Source organism: Fodinibius halophilus, assembly GCF_011059105.1.
GTDB lineage: Bacteria > Bacteroidota > Rhodothermia > Balneolales > Balneolaceae > Fodinibius > Fodinibius halophilus.
The window spans coordinates 1-23,721 of record NZ_JAALLS010000023.1 but is presented as its reverse complement, the minus strand read 5'-3'; the positions used below and the strand labels follow the sequence as shown (position 1 = coordinate 23,721).

At 41.6% G+C, this 23,721-nt stretch carries 16 protein-coding genes; 11 read left to right on the top strand and 5 right to left on the bottom strand.

Annotated elements, in window-relative coordinates; translation table 11 throughout:
- Window positions 1-106 precede the first annotated feature (106 nt).
- The 3 genes from G3569_RS15020 to G3569_RS15010 form a co-directional block, all read right to left on the bottom strand.
- Window positions 107-1,738: a choice-of-anchor B family protein gene (locus G3569_RS15020; protein ID WP_165270656.1), complete on the bottom strand. Its 1,632-nt coding sequence runs from the start codon at window positions 1,736-1,738 to the stop codon at window positions 107-109.
- A gap of 356 nt (window positions 1,739-2,094) precedes the next feature.
- A complete protein-coding gene (locus G3569_RS15015; RefSeq protein ID WP_240894741.1) occupies window positions 2,095-4,134 on the bottom strand; it encodes an LVIVD repeat-containing protein in 2,040 nt (679 codons plus the stop codon).
- A 54-nt stretch (window positions 4,135-4,188) separates the two neighbouring features.
- Window positions 4,189-4,890, bottom strand: a complete 702-nt coding sequence (locus G3569_RS15010; protein ID WP_350356570.1) for a DUF305 domain-containing protein — start codon at window positions 4,888-4,890, stop codon at window positions 4,189-4,191.
- A 560-nt stretch (window positions 4,891-5,450) separates the two neighbouring features.
- On the opposite strand from G3569_RS15010, the gene G3569_RS15005 reads away from it, so the two are divergent.
- From G3569_RS15005 to G3569_RS14990, 4 genes are all read left to right on the top strand, one after another.
- Entirely contained in the window at window positions 5,451-6,011 is a 561-nt protein-coding gene (locus G3569_RS15005) for a hypothetical protein (protein WP_165270654.1), read from the top strand.
- Window positions 6,012-6,037: 26 nt separating this feature from the next.
- Window positions 6,038-10,786, top strand: a complete 4,749-nt coding sequence (locus G3569_RS15000) for a S8 family serine peptidase (protein WP_165270652.1) — start codon at window positions 6,038-6,040, stop codon at window positions 10,784-10,786.
- Between the two features lie 10 nt (window positions 10,787-10,796).
- Window positions 10,797-11,549, top strand: a complete 753-nt coding sequence (locus G3569_RS14995) for an InlB B-repeat-containing protein (protein ID WP_165270650.1) — start codon at window positions 10,797-10,799, stop codon at window positions 11,547-11,549.
- Between the two features lie 190 nt (window positions 11,550-11,739).
- Window positions 11,740-12,861: a GNAT family N-acetyltransferase gene (locus G3569_RS14990; RefSeq protein ID WP_165270648.1), complete on the top strand. Its 1,122-nt coding sequence runs from the start codon at window positions 11,740-11,742 to the stop codon at window positions 12,859-12,861.
- 20 nt (window positions 12,862-12,881) lie between these two features.
- Here G3569_RS14990 and G3569_RS14985 read toward each other — a convergent pair whose 3' ends face one another.
- Entirely contained in the window at window positions 12,882-13,097 is a 216-nt protein-coding gene (locus tag G3569_RS14985) for a hypothetical protein (protein WP_165270646.1), read from the bottom strand.
- Between the two features lie 205 nt (window positions 13,098-13,302).
- Here G3569_RS14985 and G3569_RS14980 point away from each other — a divergent pair, with 205 nt between their 5' ends.
- Window positions 13,303-14,259, top strand: a complete 957-nt coding sequence (locus G3569_RS14980) for a PstS family phosphate ABC transporter substrate-binding protein (RefSeq protein ID WP_165270644.1) — start codon at window positions 13,303-13,305, stop codon at window positions 14,257-14,259.
- A 28-nt stretch (window positions 14,260-14,287) separates the two neighbouring features.
- Window positions 14,288-17,317 carry a two-component regulator propeller domain-containing protein gene (locus G3569_RS14975; RefSeq protein ID WP_165270642.1) on the top strand — a complete coding sequence of 1,010 codons (3,030 nt, stop codon included), beginning with the start codon at window positions 14,288-14,290 and terminating at the stop codon, window positions 17,315-17,317.
- A 55-nt stretch (window positions 17,318-17,372) separates the two neighbouring features.
- Here the strand turns inward: G3569_RS14975 and G3569_RS14970 are convergent, their stop codons facing one another.
- Window positions 17,373-17,591, bottom strand: a complete 219-nt coding sequence (locus G3569_RS14970; protein WP_165270640.1) for a cold-shock protein — start codon at window positions 17,589-17,591, stop codon at window positions 17,373-17,375.
- 308 nt (window positions 17,592-17,899) lie between these two features.
- On the opposite strand from G3569_RS14970, the gene G3569_RS14965 reads away from it, so the two are divergent.
- From G3569_RS14965 to G3569_RS14945, 5 genes are read left to right on the top strand one after another with little or no spacing between them, the layout of a single operon-like run.
- Complete coding sequence (locus G3569_RS14965; RefSeq protein ID WP_165270638.1) at window positions 17,900-20,155, top strand: TonB-dependent receptor; 2,256 nt, start codon at window positions 17,900-17,902, stop codon at window positions 20,153-20,155.
- 12 nt (window positions 20,156-20,167) lie between these two features.
- Window positions 20,168-20,935, top strand: a complete 768-nt coding sequence (locus G3569_RS14960; RefSeq protein WP_165270636.1) for a tetratricopeptide repeat protein — start codon at window positions 20,168-20,170, stop codon at window positions 20,933-20,935.
- A 4-nt stretch (window positions 20,936-20,939) separates the two neighbouring features.
- Entirely contained in the window at window positions 20,940-21,830 is an 891-nt protein-coding gene (locus tag G3569_RS14955; protein WP_165270634.1) for a CPBP family intramembrane glutamic endopeptidase, read from the top strand.
- Window positions 21,831-21,839: 9 nt separating this feature from the next.
- Window positions 21,840-22,931: a sensor histidine kinase gene (locus G3569_RS14950; RefSeq protein ID WP_165270632.1), complete on the top strand. Its 1,092-nt coding sequence runs from the start codon at window positions 21,840-21,842 to the stop codon at window positions 22,929-22,931.
- A gap of 3 nt (window positions 22,932-22,934) precedes the next feature.
- Complete coding sequence (locus G3569_RS14945) at window positions 22,935-23,684, top strand: LytR/AlgR family response regulator transcription factor (RefSeq protein ID WP_165270630.1); 750 nt, start codon at window positions 22,935-22,937, stop codon at window positions 23,682-23,684.
- The last annotated feature ends 37 nt before the right edge of the window (window positions 23,685-23,721 follow it).

Here is a 23,721-nt window from a genome sequence, read left to right as displayed (position 1 = left end):
GTCTGCCCCCCCCCCTCCAATGCTTTGCGTGGGACATTTTTTGATTAATATTTTGCGAAAAATAAGGACCTAACAATAACTAGTTATGCGAGGTTGAGTATATATTTTATATGTTGGGCCGCAGGATGAATAAGCCATTACTAATATCACTTACAATGATAAGCCCACTTTCAAAGAAGGGGTAACTACTCCATGCACCGTCAAATTCAGTCTCATTATGTTGGGGAAAGGTATCAAAATAGGCTACCTCATTTAGTGTACCCGAAGCGATATTGGACAGATCCAGAATACGCAGACCGGAAGTGTAATTTGCCTGGTAGGCATATCCATTTTTGATATACAAGTTGTGATCTATTGCGTTGGAAGCCGCTGTATGTTCGTTGATTAACTTCGGGTTGTCAAGGTCCCGTACATCCCACACATAAGTAGTGGTTTTTTTTCCTGACTTTTCATCTAGTTCATCATCCTGCAAAAAGTAGGAGTGATCTTCAGTGAGCCAACCTTGGTGGATATACTCGCTGTCGTCATAGGTAGCTTTAGAAATTGTAGCCGTTGCACTCTTATCACTAACATTTGCTATAACAAAATGTGTTTCACTACTGTTGAAGCAAATTTCTTCTCCTTGGTAATCCGGGTCCGGTCCTTTGTAGTTAACACACTGGGTATCATGGACATAGCCGGTCAAATTTCTGCCCACCGTACTGTCTGCATGGGCGCCCACAAAAGTAGGATTCAGGGGTTGGCTAAGGTCCAGAATATGTAACCCACCGCCATCCACATCTGAGCCAACGGCATAGGCATAACCTGACTCTTTATTAATAGCGATATTGTGGGCAGGAGAAAATCCCTGGTACAGATAATCTTCAGTAAATTGGACTGGCGGGCTTTCTACGTTTCGAAGTTTGGTGAGATCAAATACTTGTAGGCCATGTGGTTGAGCATCACTGACAACATATAAATGGTTGTTGTATACTTTAAGATCTCTCCATGTTGATTTACCTTCATCATCATGTTTGAGTGATTTGAGATGACCATTTGTTGTACCGGCAGATACTCTTTGGGTTTCTGATTCCGTGAGCTTTCCAAGTATACGAGCATTGTCTGGCTTAGACATATCAACAAATGTAACGCCATCAGATAATCCAACTAAAGCATATTCTTTATCGGTCATTGGATCCGTCCATCCCCAAATATCATTGACTCTTTCGCCCATCAAATCGTCAACGGTTAAAAATTGTACTAAATCGACATTTTTGCAGTCATATTCTTTATGAGCCATCCCATTTACACACCTTGGGTCATATATAATATTATTTATTGACAGTGTTCTAGTTGCAGACCACTCTCCGGCACCGGCACTATTTTTGGCTCTAACTTTCCAATAGTACTGCTTATATAGTTCATATTCTTCGTACTGGTAGCTTGGATTATCCGCTGATGTATTAGAGATAATATTTTCAAAGTTGGAGTCAGTGGCAAGCTGTACTTCATATTGCGAGGCATCGGTGACCTCATCCCATGTCAGGGTGATATTCGTGGAAACAGTTGCACCAGATTCTGGCGAGAGATTTGTAGGTATCGACGGTGGATTCGTACTCTGAGGTTCCTCTTCTTCCTTATTATTAACGGGGTTATCTTTACACGAGGAAACAAAACATAACATTAATCCCAGAATCAACAAGCAAGATGTTTTTAATGCTCGCTGACTGATTAAGCGGATAATACTTGATGAAATCATAATAGTGATGTTTAATTCCTACGCCTATGGTTTACTAGAACTACAAGAAACGTACCTTTTTGTAGCATAATTTTGTTTCGCTTTAAACGTAATTTCTTTTCTATTGAATTTCTTCAAGATAAGTGGATTTTAATATTATGGAGGCTCCCAAAAGTTAGAGGGTCGTACACCCAGGAAAGATATTTACAGAGATAACCTGGTGTATTGATTACATGTTGGGGTAGCTTTTTGGTCTATAGATTTTGATTGAAATTTATCTTTATAAAAAAATCCCTTTGACTATACCAAAAGGTAGAGAGTCAAAGGGATTTATGTAATTGTTAGTAAACGGATTGCTATTATCCGAATCTGTATCTCTATTTAGATGCCAAGCTGCGGACGGTATCAGCTAGTTTTTGTACTTTTTCTGATTGTTTGGAGTCCTTAGCTTTGTTTTCAACATCATCAGCCAGCGAATGTAGAATTTCTTGTTGCTCTGATTCGGAAGCTTTTTCAGCGTTGGCAAGTTGTATTCTTGCAGTTCTGATTGCGTTTGCTGACAGACCATTACCTCGTTGCAGCTGATCCAGGTAGGCTTTGGCTAATACAAAGGTAGTAGGCCAGTCATATTTTGGCTGTCCCTGGGGATTCAGTTGTTCAAACGTAACGGTGTTGGCTGCAGCAATCTCATTTTTGGTGAGGTAGGGATTTGGCTTGAGTTCAAAGATGTCAAGTCCACGGGCAATTTCTGAATTTACAATTACGCCGTTATACCAGTACACCGACCAGCTTCCGCCCATCTGCATACGTGTCGAATCAACGGGACCGCGGTCGTGGAAAGCGATTTCGACAGGATTGTTGGGATCCGTCCAGTCGAATACCGAAATGCCGCCCTGGTACCACGATTGTACCATGACATCACGATCGGGAATTGGTATTAGAGAACCATTGTGTGCTACACAGTTTTCTTGCTCGGTTTGTGGAGCGGGCATTTTAAAGTAGCTCTGAAAATCCATCTTATTATCTTCTCCTATGGTGAAGATTGCATTTGCCCCCCACTCCATAGGATCTTTTTCGCGACATTTAGGTTGGCCACCGCCTCCCCATTCGTCGGTAAAGAGTACTTGAGAGCCCTCATTATTAAAAGTAGCCGAGTGCCAGTATGCAAAGTTAGAATCAGCTACTGCATCAACACGCTTTGGGCTGGCAGGATCTGTAATATCAAGTAGCAGTCCGTATCCCTCGCAAGCACCGCCGGCTAGGCCAATTTCCGGATAAAGGGTAATATCATGACATTGATTAGGGCCTCGGCTTGGTCCTTCGTCACCGCTGTTGCCACCGAAACGAGCAGCAATAATTTTGGGTAGTTCTTTTCGAAGTTTAGCACTGTCGGCTGCTGTTGGTTCTCCACTGCCACCACGTTTTTTGACCATGCCTTTGAGCATCATTTGGACATAACGATCGGGTACAACACGTTTTTGGCCCATAATGTTAGCAACAAATGCTCCTTCTTTTTCAGCTTTTTTTACTTTGGCAATATCAGCAGGAGACATGCCGTGGGAGGGTGATTCTTCAAGATCTTCAAAGATGCGCGGAGAATTTACAATTTTAGCATCTTTGGGATTGTCCAAGGGCACTTTTATGACCTCAATACGGTAGAGGGCCGAGTTAGGGTCCTCACTGGGAGGGGCATCGGTACATCCGGGTAGTTCTTCTTCGGGACGTACAGGAGCAGAGCCCGATACATAGACATATACATTTTCATCGTCGTTGGGATCATCCAGTACGGAATGGGTGTGAGAGCCACGGCATGTTTGTACGTTGGATACATATTCGGGATTTTGGATATCAGAAATATCAAAAATTCGAATACCGCGAAGCCGTTTATCACTTACTTGTTTATCTATACCTTCGGTTCCACAATCGAGACGGCCACCGAGGCCTTCACCCGAAACAAAAAGCAAGTCGCCATACACAGAAACATCACTTTGAGAGGCCGGGCAAAGAAAGTCAACAACCAGTTCAGGGGAGCTGGGGGTAGACATGTCCCAAACCATAAAGCCATTATAGTTTCCTTGAATGATGTAATTGTCTTTAAAAGCCAGATCTGAATTGGTAACGCCTACAAAATCTTTTGGCGGGCGTTTTTGTGCAATCATATTCAGATTCCAGGAGGCCTCTTCAGCATCAAAAAGCCCTGCTTTAAGTCCCACGCGAGGATCCGGCGAGGGAGCATTTACTGAAGTCAGGGGTTTGGGAGTTATAGTAGGTGCAGAATAGGTGTCGTCGGCTACCTCAGAAGAAGAGGTACAGGCATAACTACCGAAGAGTACGGCAGCTACAAAAAGCCACAGGCAGTGTTTGCCTATCCCGGAAAAACCAGGTGACGTAACATTTTTATTGTTATGAAGACTCATAAGTATATCTGTTAGGTTAGGGGTGATAATAGTTAGAACGTGTTAAAACTGTTGTTAATCCGTTTCAGGAAGGGCTTCCAGCATCTCAAACATTCGGTCAATTTCAGTGCGTTGGTCTACTTGTATGTCAGAAGCAAGACGGAATGCAGATCCGTCTTGTGCAGCACCATCCGTATTAAAAAGTTTGTCTACCATTGAGACGGCCCCGGCGTGGTGTTCAATCATATAGGTCAAGAATAGACGATCAAATTCGGTATTTTTAGCTTTGGCCAATTCTACAATTTGTTGTTGGGTAAGCACGCCTTTCATTTGCCGATATTTTGTGTACTTCTTTTCATCAAGGGTAATGGTTAGTTGCAGGCTGTCGATGGAAATTTTAGGTACTGTTTCGCCCCGGTCGCGCAGCCACTGTTGCATCGTTTTAATCTCATCGCGCTGCGCATTAATAATTCGCGAAGTTAAAGTGCGTACTTGGGGGCTGGCTCCGTTATGGGGTGCCAATCGAGACATGACCAAGGCCTGGGCGTGGTGGGCTATCATCCCCGTCATAAATTTCACATCAGCTTCGGTATAAGAGGAGCGTGAATCTTCAACTCGTTGCCAATATAGCTCTTCCAGTTCCTTCTTTGATTCTGTAGAATCTGTTTGTTTCCTGGTGGTATTAGAACTTTTGCATGCGTTCATCCCAATTAGAAGGACAAGGGCAGTAATGAGAGTATGAATAGGAAAAAATGATCGGTCGATAGTTTGTCCCACGGTACTTATAAATAGTTAAATTGTGATAAGAAAAGTTGTTTGCCTTATTTGCAGCATTATAAATTCAATATGTCAGAAAAACCAATTGAAATAGTTAGCTTTCGTTGAAAGTAGTAAAAACATGTTAATACAGTTTGGGAAATGACTGTTGCATACCTGTGCTCTACGAACCTGGGTAATGGAAGTTTCTAAAAAATAGAATTAAGCATGTGTTTTGAAATTTGAATTTTAATAGTTATTGTATTAAACAAGAAAAGCGGAAAACATTTTTCTTTTTCCGGTTAAAAACTGAAATATCAATATTGGTTTATCTAGAGAGCTTTATAGGGGTAAAAAAATGTGCTATAGGTAGTGAGAAAGTGTGTGGTTAGAACTCAGAGAGTTTATCAAGTTAAATAATGTAATCTGCTCTTCTGTGTTGTTATACTACCCTACCTCTTTTTACTCGAGCTTTATGTTATGCATGGCCTGATGTGATAATATAAGGGCCAAGCTTGTTTATATGGGTTAAAAATATTTTGTAGTCAAGATTGAATATTGCCGTAATTAGGTAACATGCTATGGGGTTAAACAAATCAGTATTGAACTTGTTTGCGATTTTGTTTGTCGGTGTTGTAGCCACCGGGATCTATTGGATATATCAAAATGATTCTGGTTCTTCAGAACAAAAAAAGGGGTACTATATTCGTTATTCTAAAGGTGGGGGGATGGGTGAATATCAAAGTGGTGCTGTTTATGGATATGTTATAGAAGTATCATTTTCAGCTAATTATACATTGTATAAACAAATTTACAGCGAGAAGAATGGCAAGCAACAGATTCGAGAGGTAGAGGTTAAGCATGGGAGCCTTCCCAAAGAGACATTTACTAGTTTGTCCGATTATATTTCTCAGTCATCCTTTTCTTCTTTTCCCAGTTCACTTCCCAATATAGATCCGCGTAAGGTTGAGATCAATACTCCCGCCCCTCGCATTGAACTTTCAGTTCGGTTGAAGCAGGGAGAAAAACCTACAACTGTTAAAGCAAATATGGGAGCGGATCAAGAATATTATCCAAATCAATTTTTAAAACTAACAAAAAAGCTTGGGGATATATTGCGAAAGGTCCAAGAGACAAGTTAACACATCATCACTATCAGGAGGTAAATATGTCAGGATTAAACAAAACATTAGGGATTGCGTTTGCATTCCTATTCGTTCTCTTTTCGGGGAACCTATTTGCTCAAAGCCAGCAACAGGTTAACCGGCTTCAAGAGATCGCACAAGAAAGTAAAGTCAAATGGGAAACAGAACATCAGGCTGCTGTTGAAAGAGCACAGAAGGCAGGAATTCCTGTCCAGAGAGTGTTGCCCGACGGCAGAGTAATAGAATTACAAAAGTTTGAGAATGGGCATCCCGTATATTATACAACCTATAATTTGGGGGCGGCCGAAACAAGTTCTATTGATGAAATATGGTCGGGTGGTGCAGCAGGATTGTCACTCTCCGGTTCTTCAGAGACTTTAGGTGTCTGGGACGGCGGCGGAGTATTAGCCTCGCATCAAGAATTTGGAAGCCGTGTCACTCAAAAAGATTCACCCGGGGGAATTAGCAATCACGCCACTCACGTAGGTGGTACTATGGTTGCCGCCGGAGTTGATAATAATGCAAAAGGGATGTCTTTTCAGGCTGACTTAGATGCTTATGACTGGAGCAATGATGAAAGTGAAATGGCTACGGCTGCAGCCAATGGATTGCGAGTTTCAAACCATTCATATGGATCTATAACCGGATGGATTTATGATTATAAAGGTAATGGAGATTGGTATTGGTTTGGCAATACATCCATAGATGCTACAGAAGATTATAGCTTTGGGTTTTATAATTCAGCTGCTGCTCAGTGGGATGATATCGCATATAATGCTCCTAATTATCTTATTGTAAAGTCCGCAGGGAACGATCGTAATGATGGTCCCTCAAATCAGCCTACCGAGCATTATATTTGGGATTCCAGTAGTGGATCCAATGGGGCTTGGGTTACGTCAAATGCAACACGCGATCCTGATGGAGGATCAGATGGATTTGATTCTATCTCATCTAAGAGTTTAGCTAAAAATGTTCTTACCGTTGGAGCAGTGGATGGTATCCCCGGTGGGTATTCACAACCGAGCGATGTTCAGATGTCTTCATTTAGTGGGTGGGGGCCTACTGATGACGGGCGAATAAAACCGGATATTGTAGCAAAAGGGGTTAGCGTCTACTCTTCTGTTGGTTCAGGAACAGATCAGTATTCGTCATATAATGGTACCTCAATGTCTTCGCCCGTAGTTAGTGGTACAGTCGGTTTGTTACAAGAACACTATAGAAATCAGTTTGGAGGTACAGCACCCCTTTCATCTACAATGAAAGCTTTATTGGTACATACTGCGGATGAAGCAGGAAACCCTGGCCCTGACTATAAATTTGGATGGGGCTTATTAAATGCTGAAAAAGCAGCGGAGTTAATTACCAAAGATAAAGCAAACGGTGGGGGAGTTAATATTAAAGAGTTTTCTCTCGCCGACAGTAAAACGGTTGAGTATAAAGTAGAAAGTGATGGGCAAGAGCCGTTAATAGCTACACTTGCCTGGACCGATCCGTCAGGGTCACCGGTGAGTGCGCAACTTGATCCTACAACATCTATGTTGGTTAATGACCTGGATGTTAAGATTACTGATGAGAATGGAAATACGTATGAACCCTATGTGATGGATCCGGCTAATCCCAATACTGCAGCAACGAAAGGGAATAATGACCGTGATAACGTAGAGCAAGTAATGATTAAGGCCCCTACGGCTGGAGTATATACAGTTACTATAACTCATGAGGGTTCAATAACGGATGGCCCGCAAGATGCTTCGCTTATCTTAACAGGACAAAAGCAATTCTTGGTTAATATTCCGAGTCTTGATTTTAGGTTGACAGGACTTCCGTTACCGGCAACACCTAACTTTGTGGCGAGTGTTAGTGTTACGGAACAAGGTTCTCCGCCTAACCCAGCACTAGATCTCTCTGATTTTTCAGTGACCGAAGATGGATTAGCGGTTGATAAACAGAATTGTACTCTGACACCACCTTCACAAAGCGGTGCTCGTTTGGCTGATGTTGTTTTTATCGTAGATAACAGTGGAAGTATGGGATCGGAACAGCAAGAAGTAATTGACAACATTATAGCTTTTGTCGATACACTAAAAAATCGAGGTGTTGATTTTGCACTTGGTTTAACGCGTTACGGCCAATCCGGACAGGGAACGCTTGGGCTTACTTATGGTGGCCCTATATTTGAAGATGGCGGTGCCTTGACTACAGATGCCAGTTATTTTAAGAATGATGTCTTGGCAAGAAACGTAACATCTGGATCATCAGAGCCTGGGTTTTTATCGATAGAAAAGTCTATTTCAAACTTTTCTTTCCGCCCCGGTTCGCAGCGAGTATTCGTAATTATTACCGATGAACGCCCTGGTCAGTCATCGTTATCTGATGAAACGAGTGCAATTAATGCTGCTGTGTCAGGTGATGTTACGGTGCATGCTTCTACAACTACTTCGTTAAATGATGAATTTAAAGGAATAACGAGTAATACCGGTGGGCAGATATTTGATATCAGAGAGAACTTCAGTTCTACTGTTGCCGATGCCATAAGTCAACAGGTTTCAACTACCTATATTCTCTCCTGCAAGTCACCTAAATCATTCGACGGTTCAAGTAGAACTGCCGGCGATCGATTGGTAGAGGTTACGGTAACAGGTAATTCACAATCACAGGATTCTGACAACGCAACGTATGATCCGGCTACTAAGCCAATTCAGAATTTGTCTACCAATACATTGGCAAAGCGTTCGCAGAGTCAACCGTTAGATCAGAATATCGGTATAGAAACAGAAATAAAATCATTTGTGAGTTCCACAGTTCAAAAGGTTGAGCTGCTGTATCGAAAGGTAGGGGCAGCCGGTTCATTTAAATCAGTGGAGATGAATAAACCGCAAAGCTCTTCGAAAACGAAGGATTCATTCCAAACTTATACCTTATCTTCTGAATCGTCTTTCTATAAAGGGGAAATACCGGATACGGATGTGCAAGAACCAGGTATGGAGTTTTATGTGAAGGTCACGGATTCTAAGGGTACCCAAACAATACCTAGCAGTGACCCACAGAGAAATGCCTATAGTATGGCTGTAGGTAGTAACACGCCGCCTACTATTTCACATTCTGTGCCATCCTCATTTACACCGAGTAGTGATCTAACACTATCTGCCCAAATTGAGGATACAACAGGAGGTGTAGGAGATGCCACATTGTACTATAGAACAATAGGTGACCTTACTTATAAGACAGCATCTATGACCTCAAACGCAAATAACCAATACGAGGCTACGATACCCAGTAGTGAGCTGAGCTCGCTGGGAGTTGAGTATTATATCAAAGCGGAAGATGGTTCTGCCGGAGTTGTAAATACAGAAGGAACAGCTGATTTCCCCTTAACACCGGGCGGAGTCAATTTTGCAGCTCCTGATAATCCAAAAGGTATCAGCTTTAGTCTTTCAAGTGGGGATGCTGATATATCTTGGGATGCCAATACTGAGAAGGATCTCCATTTTTATAAAGTATATAAAGGAGATGACCCTGATCAGATGACAGCCATAGATAGTGTGAAGCGCAGTTCGCAGAATTATTCCTACTCCAATGCTGAAACAGATAAAACTCAGTTTTATGGTGTAACTGCGGTAGATAGCTTGGGCAATGAAAGTGGCTTTTCGGAGCTTGCCGGTAATTACAAAGGGTACGCCCATTACAATAACAGTTGGAGTATGATAAGTATCCCTACAGGCGCCGAGATTAAACTTCCTGCGAAAGCACAGCTTGTTAGCTATTCTGGGGGATACCAGATAGAGGATTCTTTGAAAGGAGGTAAGGGTTATTGGATAAAAGGTCCTGCCAAAGATAGCATTACCGTAGAGGGAAGCATTTTGACAGAGACCGGTGCAAATATTACCAAAGGTTGGAATATAATCGGTGGACTCGCGGATACTATAAAAGTTAATTCTATTATTGACTCCAGTAGTGTGCTAACATCTGTACCAATTTATGCTTTTAATGATAGTACCTATGAGGAAGTATCAGAGATTACCCCTTCTGGAGCTTACTGGGTTTATGCTGATAAAGAAGGTAAAATAGACCTGCTTTTTGATGCACCCACAAGTGTATCAGCTTCTAAGAAGGCCAAGGATAGTGACGCCCCATTAGTGCGCAACCTGCAAGAATTAAGGTTTGAGCGTGATGGGATAGAGCAATCTATTTATATGATGACTGGTAAACTTTCGAAAAAAGAAAAACGAAAGTATATGTTGCCACCGGTAGCACCGTCGGCACCTCTGGATGTTAGAATTGCCGGTAGTTATAAGATTGCTGATAACAGTATGAGGAGTTTAGATCTCACTGCCGCCTCTTATCCTGTTAAAGTAACCAGTGATAAAAATAACAATAGTCCTATTCGGATTGAGGCAATTGATGGAGAGAATGTGATCTATTATGATTTGCGACCAGGACAAAGCAGATTCATTGAGAAAGAATATGATGATATGCATTTTAAAACCCTGGCGTCTGACGAGATGGTTGTAGAAAATGATCTCCATCCCAACTATCCAAATCCGTTCAATCCAACAACGACAATTAGTTATGAACTGGCGAATAAAGCTGAAGTGACACTTAATGTCTTCGATGTTTTAGGCAGAAAGGTGCAAACTTTGGTTAATAAAGTTCAACAGTCGGGGACTTACACAGTAAACTTTAATGCCAGCAAGTTAGCGAGTGGCGTTTATTTTGTAAGGTTACAAACCGATTCATTTTCTAAAATTCAAAAAATGACTTTGATCAAATAAGGAGAGTCCAATGTTTAAATATATTCGTATAATATTTGTCTTAGGTTTAGTATCAGTACTCATAAGTTTTTGTGGAGGGTCAAGCACTGACTCCGGTGGAGGCAGTGACTCGGAACCTGCAATGTATGATTTAAGTTCTGATGTTTCGCCTAGCGATGCGGGATCAATAACTCCCGGTTCAGGAACGTATGAGGAAGGGGAAGAGGTAGAACTTACTGCCAATACTGAGAATTCAGCATGGTCATTTAATAAATGGACAGGAGATGTGGAGTCTACAGATAATCCACTGACAATAACCATGGATTCTGATACTGAGGTTACAGCTAACTTTGATGCTGTAGGATCTATATATGAGTTTGACCTGGAAATGGAAGATTCCCTATATTCTACGGATCTAGCCATTGGGCAACTCGAAGGTGCCTCAGAAGGCTTTGACAGTGGTATGGATCATGAAAGCCCTGGTGCCCCCCCACAAGGTGGTGATGCAATTTATCTGTTTCTTAAAGTTCAAGATCTGGAATTATTGAAGGATTTTCGAACAGTTCAAACAGGAGCTCTTACTTGGAATGTACAAGTAGGAAGTATGTCAGGTGATTCATTAACTGTAAATTGGAATTTAAAAGAAACAGTTCTTAATGGAGCACTGACTATTCAAAAGAATGAGGATACCTCAACTCAGGTAGATATGGCAGGTAATAGTTCTGCAAGCTTTCAGGCCACTGAGAGTGATAGCTTGCTCATTAAATACCAGTTATCTAATTGAGGTATCTGCCGCTATTAATTTAAAATGTCAAAATAGCCTGCTGGTTCTACCAGCAGGCTATTTTTGTATATATGAATTGGGTTTTAGATTGAGCTTATTCATTGGCGTTTCTGATCATCTTAGTTATTTTAGAAAATAAATTTCCATATATCATCAGCTATTATAGCTTATCGCCAATTAATTTTTGCACATGATTGAAATCAAAGAATTGACGACTTCTGCTGAGTTAGAAGAGTTTGTAAAATTTCAGTTTACACTATTAGAAGGAAATTCATTTTGGGTGCCGCCTATTATATCAGATGAAGTAGAAAATTTTGATCCGGATAAAAATCCCGTTTTTGAACAGGCTGAGGGGCGATACTTTTTAGCTTATAAAAATGGTGAACCAGTGGGACGTATTGCTGCTATCATCAACAGAATGGAGGTCGAAGAGCAAGAGAAGCCTAAAATGCGCTTTGGTTGGTTCGATGTTATTGATGATATCGAGGTTACTAAAGCCCTGATAGGTCAAGTTCGAGAAATTGGGCAAAAGTATGATCTCGAATATATGGAAGGCCCTGTTGGCTTTTCTACTATGAACAAGGCGGGAATGCTGGTTGAAGGTTATGATGAGCTCAACACGATGATAACATGGTACAGTTTGCCACACTATAAAGAGCATCTTGAGCAGCTTGGGTTTGAAAAAGAAAAGGAATGGATAGAGTTTGAGATTAAAATACCGGAAGAGGGACCCTCTGACAAGGTAAAACGGTTTTCTGGGCTCATCATGGAAAAATATGATTTGGAAGTTATCCATTATGAGAATAAGAAAGAGATCTTGGGACATGCGGAAGCAATGTTCGATCTAATTAACAAAACTTACAGCGATCTTAGTACGTTTGTACCTATTCAGCAAGAGGAGATCGACTATTATAAAGAGAAATACCTGAGATATCTACATCCCGACTTTATCAACTGTATTGCTGATCAAGATGGAGAGTTGGTAGCTTTTGCTATTACGATGCCATCGTTTGCTAAAGCTTTACAGAAAGCTCATGGAAAGCTTCTGCCCTTGGGATGGGCACATCTTCTTAAGGCTCGGTATTTCCACGATAAGGCAGCTTTTTACCTGATCGGTATCGATCCCAAATATCAGAATAAGGGTTTAACATCTATCATCTTTAAGGAGATGAATGAGATGTTTAACAACCGGGGTATTACAACGGTGGAAACGAACCCTGAACTTGAAGATAATGAGTCTATTCAAGCATTATGGAATAGCTATGAAAATAGGATCCACAAGCGAAGACGTACTTACCGCAAGGCATTATAGTTATCTTTAGCTGATGAATTTTAGCTTGTAACAAGCTGTTCTTCCTCCCAAAGCTGTGGATCAGTTTCAAAAGCCACAGCAAGGTGGTGAGCTCGCAGATCAGTTATGGAGAGTCGATTTTCGAGTATCCCCTTTACTTCGGGGAGGGGCATGCCCGATAATCGGGAGAAGGTTTCAGCAGAGATATTGTGAGTTTCTAAATATTGTTTCAAAAGATGTCCGCCTTTGGTACGCATGGGATCTTTATGATTGGTTCTATTTTTGACTAGGGAGAAGGTATAAAATAGATTTGACCAAATCGTAAAGCAGGTATTATGAAATCATCAAACAGAAGCGTACCAGTGCCCCTCTATTGGTTATTGTTTATTAGTGTAATGGTAATAATCTCATAAAATAGGTTGATTACTTTCTGTCCTCGCAAAAAGAAGGACAGTTATTTATATGAGAAAATATCTCGTTTACACGTTCGCTATTTGGGTACTTATTTCATGTACGGATATAAAAACATCTGATCCTAAACCCTATTTCAAGATAGATGGTTCCAGCACTGTACATCCTATCGTAAACTTAGCCAAATCAAAATATGAGAAGGTTGATGATGATCATAAAAATGTCATTAATTTAAGCGTATCGGGTACAGGCGGCGGTTTCCAGGCTCTTTGTGAAGGCAAAGCCGAGGTTGCTAATGCGTCTAGAAAAATAACAAAAAGTGAGCGCCGGCAGTGTGAGCGTAATGGTGTTTCTATCCTCAAAATTCCTATCGCAATGGATGGTATCGCCATTGTTGTACATCCGGGTAATAATTGGGTCGACTATTTGTCTGTAAACGAATTACGAAGGTTATGGCAACCTATTGCTGAGCGGTCACTTTCAAAGTGGAGTGAGCTGAGAAAGGGATGGCCGGATCGCACGATACGTATTTATGGGCCGGGTTCTGCATCGGGAACGTATGATTATTTTACACGCTCCATACTACCTGATCAGCAGGCGACACGGGGTGATTATATGGCTACGGAAGATGATAATTTCCTCGTAAAAGGGGTTGCTAATGATAGCAATAGCCTGGGAGTTTTCGGTTTGGGATACTACCAGGAAAATTTTTACCAGTTAAAGCTGGTTCCCATTAAGAATAATACGGCTTCTAAAGATATATCGCCGGTAATGCCCTCTCTTGAAACGGTGAAAAATGGGACCTACCAACCATTGTCTCGTTCGCTTTATATCTATGTGGCCCAAAAGGCAGTTCTTAACCCTGAGCTACGTGAGTTTATTTACTTTTTCTTGGATAATGCTCCCGAAATAGTCCGAGAGATCGGCTATGTGCCCCAGCCAAGTACATTTTATAGCGAGGCCAAGGAACAGCTTAGAATGGTTACAGTATCGGCTGATTCGAACTAAAGATCCGCATTAAGAAACAGTTTATTTAATGATCAGTTACAGAAGAGTTATTAGCAGAATTTTCTTTGTGATATTTAACCTATTGTTGACTATCCCATTGTCAGGTATAGCACAGCAGCATGTAATTAGGCATTATTCAGCAAGTGGGGCACTTCCCTCGGATAGTGTGACTGCCATTAACCAAACTCATGATGGTTTTATCTGGATAGGGTCTAAAAACGAGGGGTTGTTGCGGTTTACAGGTCGTTCGGCTAAGCAGTTTACGGACGAAGATGGGCTTAAGGATAACAACGTGCAGTTGCTATATCGGGATCAGAGAGATAAACTTTGGGTGTCCACAGCTGTCGGTGGGGTAGGATATGTGAAAGGCGATTCTGTGGTATATCCCGAGAAAAATACTCTTATTCAACAACATCTCATTACTGCTATCGCGCAAGATCATATGTCGCGTATGTGGTTCGGTTCCAGGGATGCAGGAGTTTTTGTCGGTTTGCATGGGCTTGGTGACCGTTTAACAATGGATGAAGGTTTGCCGACCAACTCCATTAATAAAATCCTGCGAAAAGAGAACCAAAAGATCTGGGTTGCTACCTCAAAAGGAATCGCCGTTGTAGATGCCAAAACCTTAGAAGTAGAGCGGCAGCTTGCAGCTTTCACAGGAATAGATTGTAAAACGATGATGCAAGATCATCGAGGAATTGTTTGGGTAGGCACTGATGATGGGATAGCAAAGGTAAGACAAGAAAAGACAGTGTGGGTACGGGAGATCGATGATAAAAAAATCGGGGAAGTGACCGGTTTTGTTGAAAATGAATACGGCACTATTCTTATGGGTACGGCCGAAAATGGAGTATTTACCATTGATGATGGGCGACTTAATCAAACTGCTATCCAAAACGGTGCCTTGAGTAATGAAATTACTGATCTGTTTCGGGATCAAAGTGGCAGAACCTGGGTGGCGAATAAGGCTAATGGTGTGGGATTGTTTGTTAACGAAGCCTTTGTTTTTAGCACGCACCAAAGTGCTCCGATGAGTGTAGAGGCAGTAGCCTACCAGGATGATAAGGTTTGGTTGGGCGGTGAGCAGGGACTGGCTGTCAAGAATACTGGGCAAGAATCATCGAGGGTGGTGGAGAACGGTATTAAGGTGTGGGATATCGAAGCTGTAGGCAGTGATTCGCTTATACTGGTTACCGATATTGGATTGCGTTATTATAGCATTTCTGAGGAAATGCTATATCCTTTTTCGGTAGCTAATAATACAGTAGAAGGACAGATTTATGATGTTCAAATAACAGAGAGCGGGACTATTTTTATAAGTACAGGGCAGGGGGTTTCCCGATATTCAGGACAGCAATTTGAGCGGATAGGAAGTGATAAATACGCAGATCGAGTGTATTGGCATATGATGGCTGATCAGGCGGATCGTCTTTGGCTCAGTACCAGCAAGGGGATGCTTCTTTATGCGGACGGACACTTAAAAGAGTTGCCAGAGCTTAAAAAGCACGGCTTTACGGGACTTTTTCGCTATTCCGTTGAAGATAAAAATGGTGATATATGGATGGGGACGAATCGGGGGATTGTTTACTACCAGCAACACAACGATTCGGCAAAGGTTACACTTTTTGATAATGAGTCCGGACTGCTTTCGGTGGATACCCAATTTTTAGCCATCGATGCTAATAATCAATTGTGGCATGGTACGTCGGCTGGCTTACATAAGCTAGACTTGGTTAACTATTGGAAGAGCGGAGAGATGGAAATTAATCATTACAGTTTGTCACTGGAGACCCCCGGTTTGCCATTTAATCATAGTGCAGTAAGTAGTGATAAAAATGCGAAGCTTTGGTTTGGCAGTAAAAAAGGTATTGTCAACTATGACCCTGCCAAGAAGTTGATAAATAAGGCGACTACCTCGGTCTACTTAACGGATGTCAGTTTGGGCCTTAATAAAGAGCATGAGTATAAATATAACAGGAAAGTGCAATTGGATTACCCAGTAACAAATCCGCCCAAAACGAGATTATCAAACCAAGAAAACAATTTAACGATCTCATATAGCGGACTCAATTACCAGGAACCGGAAAATATACAGTATCGATATCGGCTTAAAGGGAAAGAGAAAACGTGGACAGAAGATACAGGCGAAAATAAGGTAAAATATGAAGATCTGTCTCCCGGGAACTATGTATTCCAGGTTCAAGCTAAATCAGTAAATGGAGGTTGGAATACGGAGGGTGCTACGTTTAGTTTTGTGATAGCAAAAAGCATATGGAGTACGTATTGGTTTAATATACTGCTGGTTATAGGAGGTGTGGGAGTGTTGTACGGTTCTTCCCAAATTTGGCTGAATGCCTATGAAAATCGGAAATTACAGCATTTGGTTGATTACCAGACCAAGGAGTTACGAGAAGGAATCAAAGAGAAAGAGGTGCTTCTTGCTGAAATTCATCATCGGGTGAAAAATAACCTGGCCGTTATTTCGGGCCTTCTGGAACTGCAGCAGAGTTCGGTGATGGCGCCCTCGGCCTCTCGAGCCTTGGTAGAAGCCCAAACGCGTATTCAAAGCATTGCTATGGTTCATGAAAAGTTGTATAAAAATGATACGCTGGCGAATATCAATTTCCAAAACTACATCAGAGAGTTGGCTGAAGTAATTGCCCATTCCTTTAATAAACAGGATGAAGAGGTTACTCTACATGTTGATACAGATAATATCTTAATCACTATTGATCAGAGCATCCCTTGTGGACTCATTTTAAATGAGCTTTTATGTAATGCGTTTGAACATGCTTTTGAGGGTATGGAAAAGGGCAATATCTGGATAACGCTAAAAGAGGAGGGAGAGAAAGTAAGCCTAACAATCGCCGATGATGGTTGTGGGTTGCCTAAAGATTGGGAGCAAAAGAAATCAGGAACCCTTGGATTGACGTTGGTGCAAACGTTGACTCACCAACTTGATGGGGAGTTATCGGTAAAAAACGAGAGGGGAGCTTGTTTTGAAATTAATTTTACCAAACAACTTAAACCTACAGGACACTTGGAACAGGCAAAATAAAAAAGCCCACTTCTAAAAAGAAGCGGGCTAAAAGATCAAAAGAAATGCTTAAGCATTACTTGTAATCAAGGCTGCGTACATCAGTAGCGCTTAACCCTTTGTCGGTTTCTTCAACGTCGAATTCAACATTCTCACCGTCTTCGAGGCCTTGATTGTAATCTAAATTTTCTACGTTATTTCGGTGGACGAATACGTCTTTGCTTCCGTCCTCAGGTTCGATAAATCCATATCCTTTTTCAACGTCGAACCATTTAACTTTGCCTTGTTGTGTCATTTATACTAAGTATTGTTTTATACACCTCAAGCTCATCTGTCAAGAAGAATAGTTATAACTACATATTCTATATAAGACGTATTGCTAAAGGTGGGAATTAAAAATTGAGCTTAAAGATAGGGGTCTTTTTTCGGAATGTCCATAGTTTTTTCCGTGCCGAGAGCAGTTTTACTTAAAAGAAAAGGTTTCAAGGGGGATATCAGCATTTCATCGATTTATACTCCCACTTATCGATTCTTATAGGTAAAGTCTGTGGCTGTTCATTACTCTTTGTAACAGAATAAAACGACAAAGAAGAATCGCAGGCTATGTTTTACGAATCAAATAGAGGCTCATATTTATTGTTCCTGTTGCTTACAGTAGGGCTAATCACTTGTTTTTCTAACGTAAGCAGGGCACAGCATAACGGTAGTCCAACAGAGATAACAGGAGAAGTTACGGGAGAGGAAAATGAATCGTTGTATTTGGCTCATGTGATGATAAAGGGATCGACAATGGGGGATGTAACGAACCAGCAGGGCCAGTATAAGTTTAAGGTCGATACTGTTGGAACGGTAACGGTAGTAGCTTCAATGGTTGGATATAAATCAACTGAAAAGAAGATTGATCTGTCTAGTGGAGAGGTGATAACACTGGACTTTGATTTAAACGTTAAAAGTAGCTCGTTGGGAGAAGCAAAGGTTACGGCCAATGCTTTTACTACGGGTGCCGGAGAGGGGGTAACACTGTCGCCAACAGAAGTTGTGACTACACCGGGAGCTGCAGCAGATATTTTCAGGGCATTAAAAACGTTCCCCGGCGTCTCAAATATTGATGAAGGGTCGGGCCTGTTCGTAAGAGGCGGAAATGTTAATGAGGTCTCGTTTATCCTTGGCCAAGCCTCGGTTGTACATCCTTATAAATATGAGACGCCAACAGGAGGTGTTTTTGGGACTATTCCGCCATTTCTGGTTTCGGGCACTCATTTTTCTACGGGGGGCTTTTCTGCGAAATACGGAAACGCCCTGTCAGCGGTATTGGCTATGGAATCGAAAGGAATGCCGAATAATACCAGTTTTAATACGAATATTGGTATAGGCGCATTCTCGGCGGGGGGAGCGGTTTCAATTATTCCTCAAAAGTTGGGGGCTCACTTTTCCGGAAACAAAAGTTTGACCGGCTTTATGTTTGATCTAAATGGCTTGGCTGATGAGTTTCGGGAGACTCCGCGATCAAAAGATGGAAATCTTAGCATTATTGCAAAGCCAGCCCACGGAACTACGATTAAACTCTTTAATTACCTTAATACAAGTAAAGTGGGCGTACGGGTACCGCAACCTTCTTTCGATGCAATATTCAGGGGAGACGACCAAAATCGCCTTCATAATTTGCAATGGAAGCAACTATGGGATGAGTGGCTTATTAAGACAAGTGTTTCGGTTAATAACTATAAGAAGGATCAGCGATATGGCGGTCTTGTCCTTGATGAAGAAGATCGTACCTATAAGTTTCGCTCGGATGTTGAATTCACTCCGGGACAGAAGGTCAGTTGGTATGGCGGTTTTGAGTGGATACGGCGCGAGAATAATTTCTTGGGAGAGGTCCCTGAACGGAAGGGCATACTGGCCCCCTCGGCAGGTTTTGTGTCTCTTGATGAGAAGTATGCCACAGATTATGTTGGCGGATATTTAGAGACAGAATATCAATTGGTACCGCCATTACAACTTAGGCTGGGAGTACGGGCAGATTATGAAGATAGTTCAGCAAAGGGGACTATTGATCCTCGGTTTTCAGTTACATATCGTGTTTCAAATACGAGCAGCTTTAGGCTGGCCACGGGCCGTTACCATCAGTATGCCGAACCATTTCAGTATAATACGGTATCTGGAAATAAAGATCTGCGTCCCCAGGAAGCATGGCATTATATTGCCGGCTATGAGTATAAAAAGGATCTTTACCACCTGCGCCTGGAAGGATATTATAAGTCCTATGATGAGTTAATAATAGAGGGTAAAAAGGAGGAGCTGAATAATACTGGTTATGGGGAAGCCTATGGGGCAGACGTTTTCTTTAAGTATTCTGATTTTATGCGAACCCCATTTAATGGCTGGATATCATACAGTTTTTTGCGTTCAAAACGATTATATCCCCGGCAGCTACAGCAGGGCGTTGAATATGAGTACGCCCCGTCTGCTTTTGATATCACCCATAATCTTAATGTCGTGGGTAAAGCAAAAATTATAGGGATGTTAACCGGCGGCATAACCTACCGTTATTCAACAGGCCGTCCTTTTACTCCTGTTATTAATGCCCGGGCAACTTCAAAAAATTACTATTTACCGGTAGAGGGAGCCATACATTCAGAACGCTTGCCCAACTTTCACCGAATGGACGTGAATCTGAGCTATTATTGGGTGCCAATGAAAGATTGGTCTGTCATATTTTATGCATCGGTATCTAATTTATTAAACCATAATAATGTTATGGATTACGCCTACAATAATGATTATTCCAAGCGAAAACCTGTCTACAGTAACTATAGGAGGTTTGTGTATGCAGGTGCAACAGTTAATATTAAACTATAACCAAATTGTATTATGAAGTATCTTATAAGTCTGATTTTATGTGTAGTTCTTCTGTTCGGTTCCGGTGAAATACAAGCCCAGGGACAACAGTTAATACAGCTAAAGCAATCAATAGAGAAGGCCATAGATTCTCTTGAAGCTGAGAAGCTGATCAAAATTAATGCAAAGCTTGCTTCGCTTTCGAAGAGTGATGATTCTCAAACCCGAAAGTATTCATACTATTACCGCGGGTATAGCTACTATCGGTTACAGTCTTCATTCCCGACTATCGGCGAAGATCAGCAAGAAAAATACCTGGAGCAAGCTATCAATATGTTTAAAAGTGCGATTAAAGCAGATAGCGAGTTTGCTGAAGCCTACGGTCTATTAGGTAGTTGTTATGGGATGAAAGCATCCGGTTTCTTTTCCGGGATGAAATATGGACCTAAGTCTGAAGAGGCGATGGGCAAGGCTAAAGAGTTGGCTCCGAAAAACCCACGTATTGCAATGCTGGATGCAGTGGGTACCCTTTATAAACCTTCTATGTTTGGAGGGGGTACTGATAAGGCGATTGAGGGGTTTCAAAAATCTGCCACATTTTTTGAAAAATGGACGTCCCCCAATAAATATGCACCTCAGTGGGGTAATGCCGAAGTGTTTGCCTGGTTGGGACAAGCTTATATGAAGAAAGAGGAGTATGAGAAAGCAGAAGAAGCTTTTCAAAAAGCACTGGAGGTCAAGCCGGGCTACCCCTGGGTAAAAAAGGTGTTGGTTCCTAAGCTTAATAAAAAAGCAGATTAACGATATGTTTTCACAGGCTAAGTATGGAGCTGAAAGCCGGGAGACGATCCGGGAGCAGTACAGAAATAAGATTTTGGCTATAAGCGAAATAGTACTGGTGTTTTTGTCTGCTGTTGGTGCTATGTGGATTGTGGATCTGATACCCGGGTTTGAAAGTTGGCAACGTGCCGGTATGGGAAGAACACTATTGAGCAGTCTTAGTACAATGGCACTGCCTACACTGTTAATGCTGTATCTGCATGGCAACCCAGTCCCGAAAAAACTATTTAAGGCAGAAGCTGTTAAAAAGGCGTTACAAAAGGGAGGCAAGGCGATGTCGGTTCTGTTACCTGCAACCTTTGCCTTCCCTATTGCACAGTTTTTAGAATTCGATTTTATGGATTGGGGAGGTGCAGTTATCATTGCTTCCTTTTACCTTATTGCTACACTGTTATATCTGCTCATGGTTAAAAAAGAAAAGACCGTGCAGGAAACCCCTTTTGTAAGGCAGGATGCAATAATTGTGGGGATGGTATTTGCGGTCGGATTTCTGCTTGCAGTCGCAGCTCATTATGTTAATACTATGGTCCGGGATGTAATAGTAGCCCTCGTGTTTATAGGGTTTATGGAAGAACTATTCTTCCGAGGATACATGCAGCCTCGGCTCAATATGGCATTTGGTAAACCCTTTCACTTATTGGGATTACAGTTTGGGTGGGGTATTATCATTACAGCAAGCTTATTTGGATTAATCCATGTTATAAGTCCGGGGGCGAACCCAATGGAATGGGCATGGGGATTTTGGACCTTCTTTGCCGGACTTGCCTTTGGAGTTGTGCGAGAAAAAGCGGGTAGCTTTTTAGCCCCTGCAGCGGTACACGGTATTACCATGATATTTCCTCTTGTATTTTCCTAAATTTGAAGTATGAATCAACAAATAGATACTCTTGAGATTGAGTTCTCCAAACCGAGAATAACATGGCGTGGAATAGGGCTGGTCTTTTTTATCAGCTTGCTCTACGTGTTGCTTTATACCGGCGCATTATCTTATGCAGAGAATGTACCCTTTCTGTCTGCTTTTATAGGATCCGTTTTAAGTACGGTTATAAAAGTGATACTGTTGTTTGGGAACTGGTATTTCATCGTTCGCGAATGCTACAAGTTAAGTGGTTGGAAGAAATTAATACTCCATATTTTAGCCGGTATCGCTTTTGCAATAGCTTGGTACTATAGCTACCTGATTCTTTTTGACCTCTTTTTTGGGATTGAATATTTGGAGGGCGGTGGTTTTATAGAGAATTGGATTTGGGTGGTCACGTCTGCTTATTTTGAATATGGAATTGCGTTTTCCATTATTCATGTTATCGATTCTATTAAAAAACTCAGGGAGCGTGAACGACAAGCCGCGAAATTGCAGGAGCTTTCAAACCAGCAGCAGATCGCAAATTTAAAAGCCCAACTTAATCCACATTTTTTGTTTAATACCCTCAATAGCATTAATGCTATGGTCTCGAGGGATGTAGATAAAACTCGTGATATGATTGCCCGCCTTTCAGATATGTTACGCTATTCGCTTCAAAGTTTTGAAAATGAAAAAGTTGCTCTCTCAGAAGAGATAGGTTTCATAGAGAAGTATTTACAGCTTGAGAAGCCCCGACTGGGTGATCGGTTATCATATGACATTAATGTTGATAGGGAGCTTCATGGAGTAGAAATACCGCCCATGATTATTCAGCCTATCGTAGAAAATGCTGTTAAGCACGGTATTAGTCCGTCCCCGGAGGGCGGAAAAGTAGAAGTTAATATTACCCATCAGAATGAACACATGGTGGTAGAAGTCAATGATACGGGTTGTGGTATCTCCGATTCTGTGATCAAGGGCAATTCGAATGGTATCGGTATCCGGAATACAGAAGAACATCTCCAAAAAAGATATGGTGAAGAGTCAGGACTCGCATTTTCTTCCAATGAGAAAGGAGGAACAAATGTACGGTTTAAAATTCCAATTGGCGGATAGGTCATGAAAAACTATAGAGCTGTTATCATAGATGATGAACCTCCTGCTCGAGATGTCATACTTGAATATATTGAAGATATAAATTGGATTGATGTTGTGCAGTCGGTGGGTAACCCTCACAAGGGACTCGATTATCTGAACAATCATGAAGTGGATGTATTGTTTTTGGATATCCAAATGCCACAAATGACAGGTTTTGAGTTAGTAAATCGCTTGGATGAGTTACCATATATTATTTTTTCCACTGCTTATGATGAATATGCTATCCATGCCTTTGATATAAATGCGGTAGATTATTTGTTGAAACCTTATACCAAAGCTCGCTTTAACGAGGCAATTACGCGTGTACAGAAGATCGCGGGGCAGGATGATACCCGACAAGAACGTATCCGGGCTTTGCTAAAGCAGGTAGATGAAAAAGAGAAATACCCTGACCGTTTGTTTGTTAGATCTCGTGATCAAATCATCCCCGTGGAGGTTGATGATATACAATGGATTGAGGCTGAGGGGGATTATTCCAGGATACACTATTCCGAGGGAAAGGTGCTTTGTGGAAAAGGGATCGGTAAATTATTAAAACAGTTAAACCCCTCAGATTTTGTTCGGGTTCACCGTTCCTATGCCATAGCGCTATCGGCGTTGGAAAATTTAGAGCCTGATGGTCATGGGGGATTTATGGCTACGCTGGAAGGTGAAACACAAGTTAAGGTTAGTCGTAGTTATGCCAATCGTATTAAGAATATTATTATTTAATAATAACGCGTTTACCGATTATCATTATAAATAATAA

What these genes read in the sequence shown, in the direction of transcription:
- G3569_RS14970 (WP_165270640.1), bottom strand. Translation starts at nt 17,591, where the DNA reads ATGACACAACAAGGCAAAGTTAAATGGTTCGACGTTGAAAAAGGATAT.
- G3569_RS14965 (WP_165270638.1), top strand. Translation starts at nt 17,900, where the DNA reads ATGTTTTACGAATCAAATAGAGGCTCATATTTATTGTTCCTGTTGCTT.
- G3569_RS14995 (WP_165270650.1), top strand. Translation starts at nt 10,797, where the DNA reads ATGTTTAAATATATTCGTATAATATTTGTCTTAGGTTTAGTATCAGTA.
- G3569_RS15005 (WP_165270654.1), top strand. Translation starts at nt 5,451, where the DNA reads ATGGGGTTAAACAAATCAGTATTGAACTTGTTTGCGATTTTGTTTGTC.
- G3569_RS14950 (WP_165270632.1), top strand. Translation starts at nt 21,840, where the DNA reads ATGAATCAACAAATAGATACTCTTGAGATTGAGTTCTCCAAACCGAGA.
- G3569_RS14960 (WP_165270636.1), top strand. Translation starts at nt 20,168, where the DNA reads ATGAAGTATCTTATAAGTCTGATTTTATGTGTAGTTCTTCTGTTCGGT.
- G3569_RS15015 (WP_240894741.1), bottom strand. Translation starts at nt 4,134, where the DNA reads ATGAGTCTTCATAACAATAAAAATGTTACGTCACCTGGTTTTTCCGGG.
- G3569_RS15000 (WP_165270652.1), top strand. Translation starts at nt 6,038, where the DNA reads ATGTCAGGATTAAACAAAACATTAGGGATTGCGTTTGCATTCCTATTC.
- G3569_RS14985 (WP_165270646.1), bottom strand. Translation starts at nt 13,097, where the DNA reads ATGCGTACCAAAGGCGGACATCTTTTGAAACAATATTTAGAAACTCAC.
- G3569_RS14955 (WP_165270634.1), top strand. Translation starts at nt 20,940, where the DNA reads ATGTTTTCACAGGCTAAGTATGGAGCTGAAAGCCGGGAGACGATCCGG.
- G3569_RS14945 (WP_165270630.1), top strand. Translation starts at nt 22,935, where the DNA reads ATGAAAAACTATAGAGCTGTTATCATAGATGATGAACCTCCTGCTCGA.
- G3569_RS14980 (WP_165270644.1), top strand. Translation starts at nt 13,303, where the DNA reads ATGAGAAAATATCTCGTTTACACGTTCGCTATTTGGGTACTTATTTCA.
- G3569_RS15020 (WP_165270656.1), bottom strand. Translation starts at nt 1,738, where the DNA reads ATGATTTCATCAAGTATTATCCGCTTAATCAGTCAGCGAGCATTAAAA.
- G3569_RS14975 (WP_165270642.1), top strand. Translation starts at nt 14,288, where the DNA reads ATGATCAGTTACAGAAGAGTTATTAGCAGAATTTTCTTTGTGATATTT.
- G3569_RS14990 (WP_165270648.1), top strand. Translation starts at nt 11,740, where the DNA reads ATGATTGAAATCAAAGAATTGACGACTTCTGCTGAGTTAGAAGAGTTT.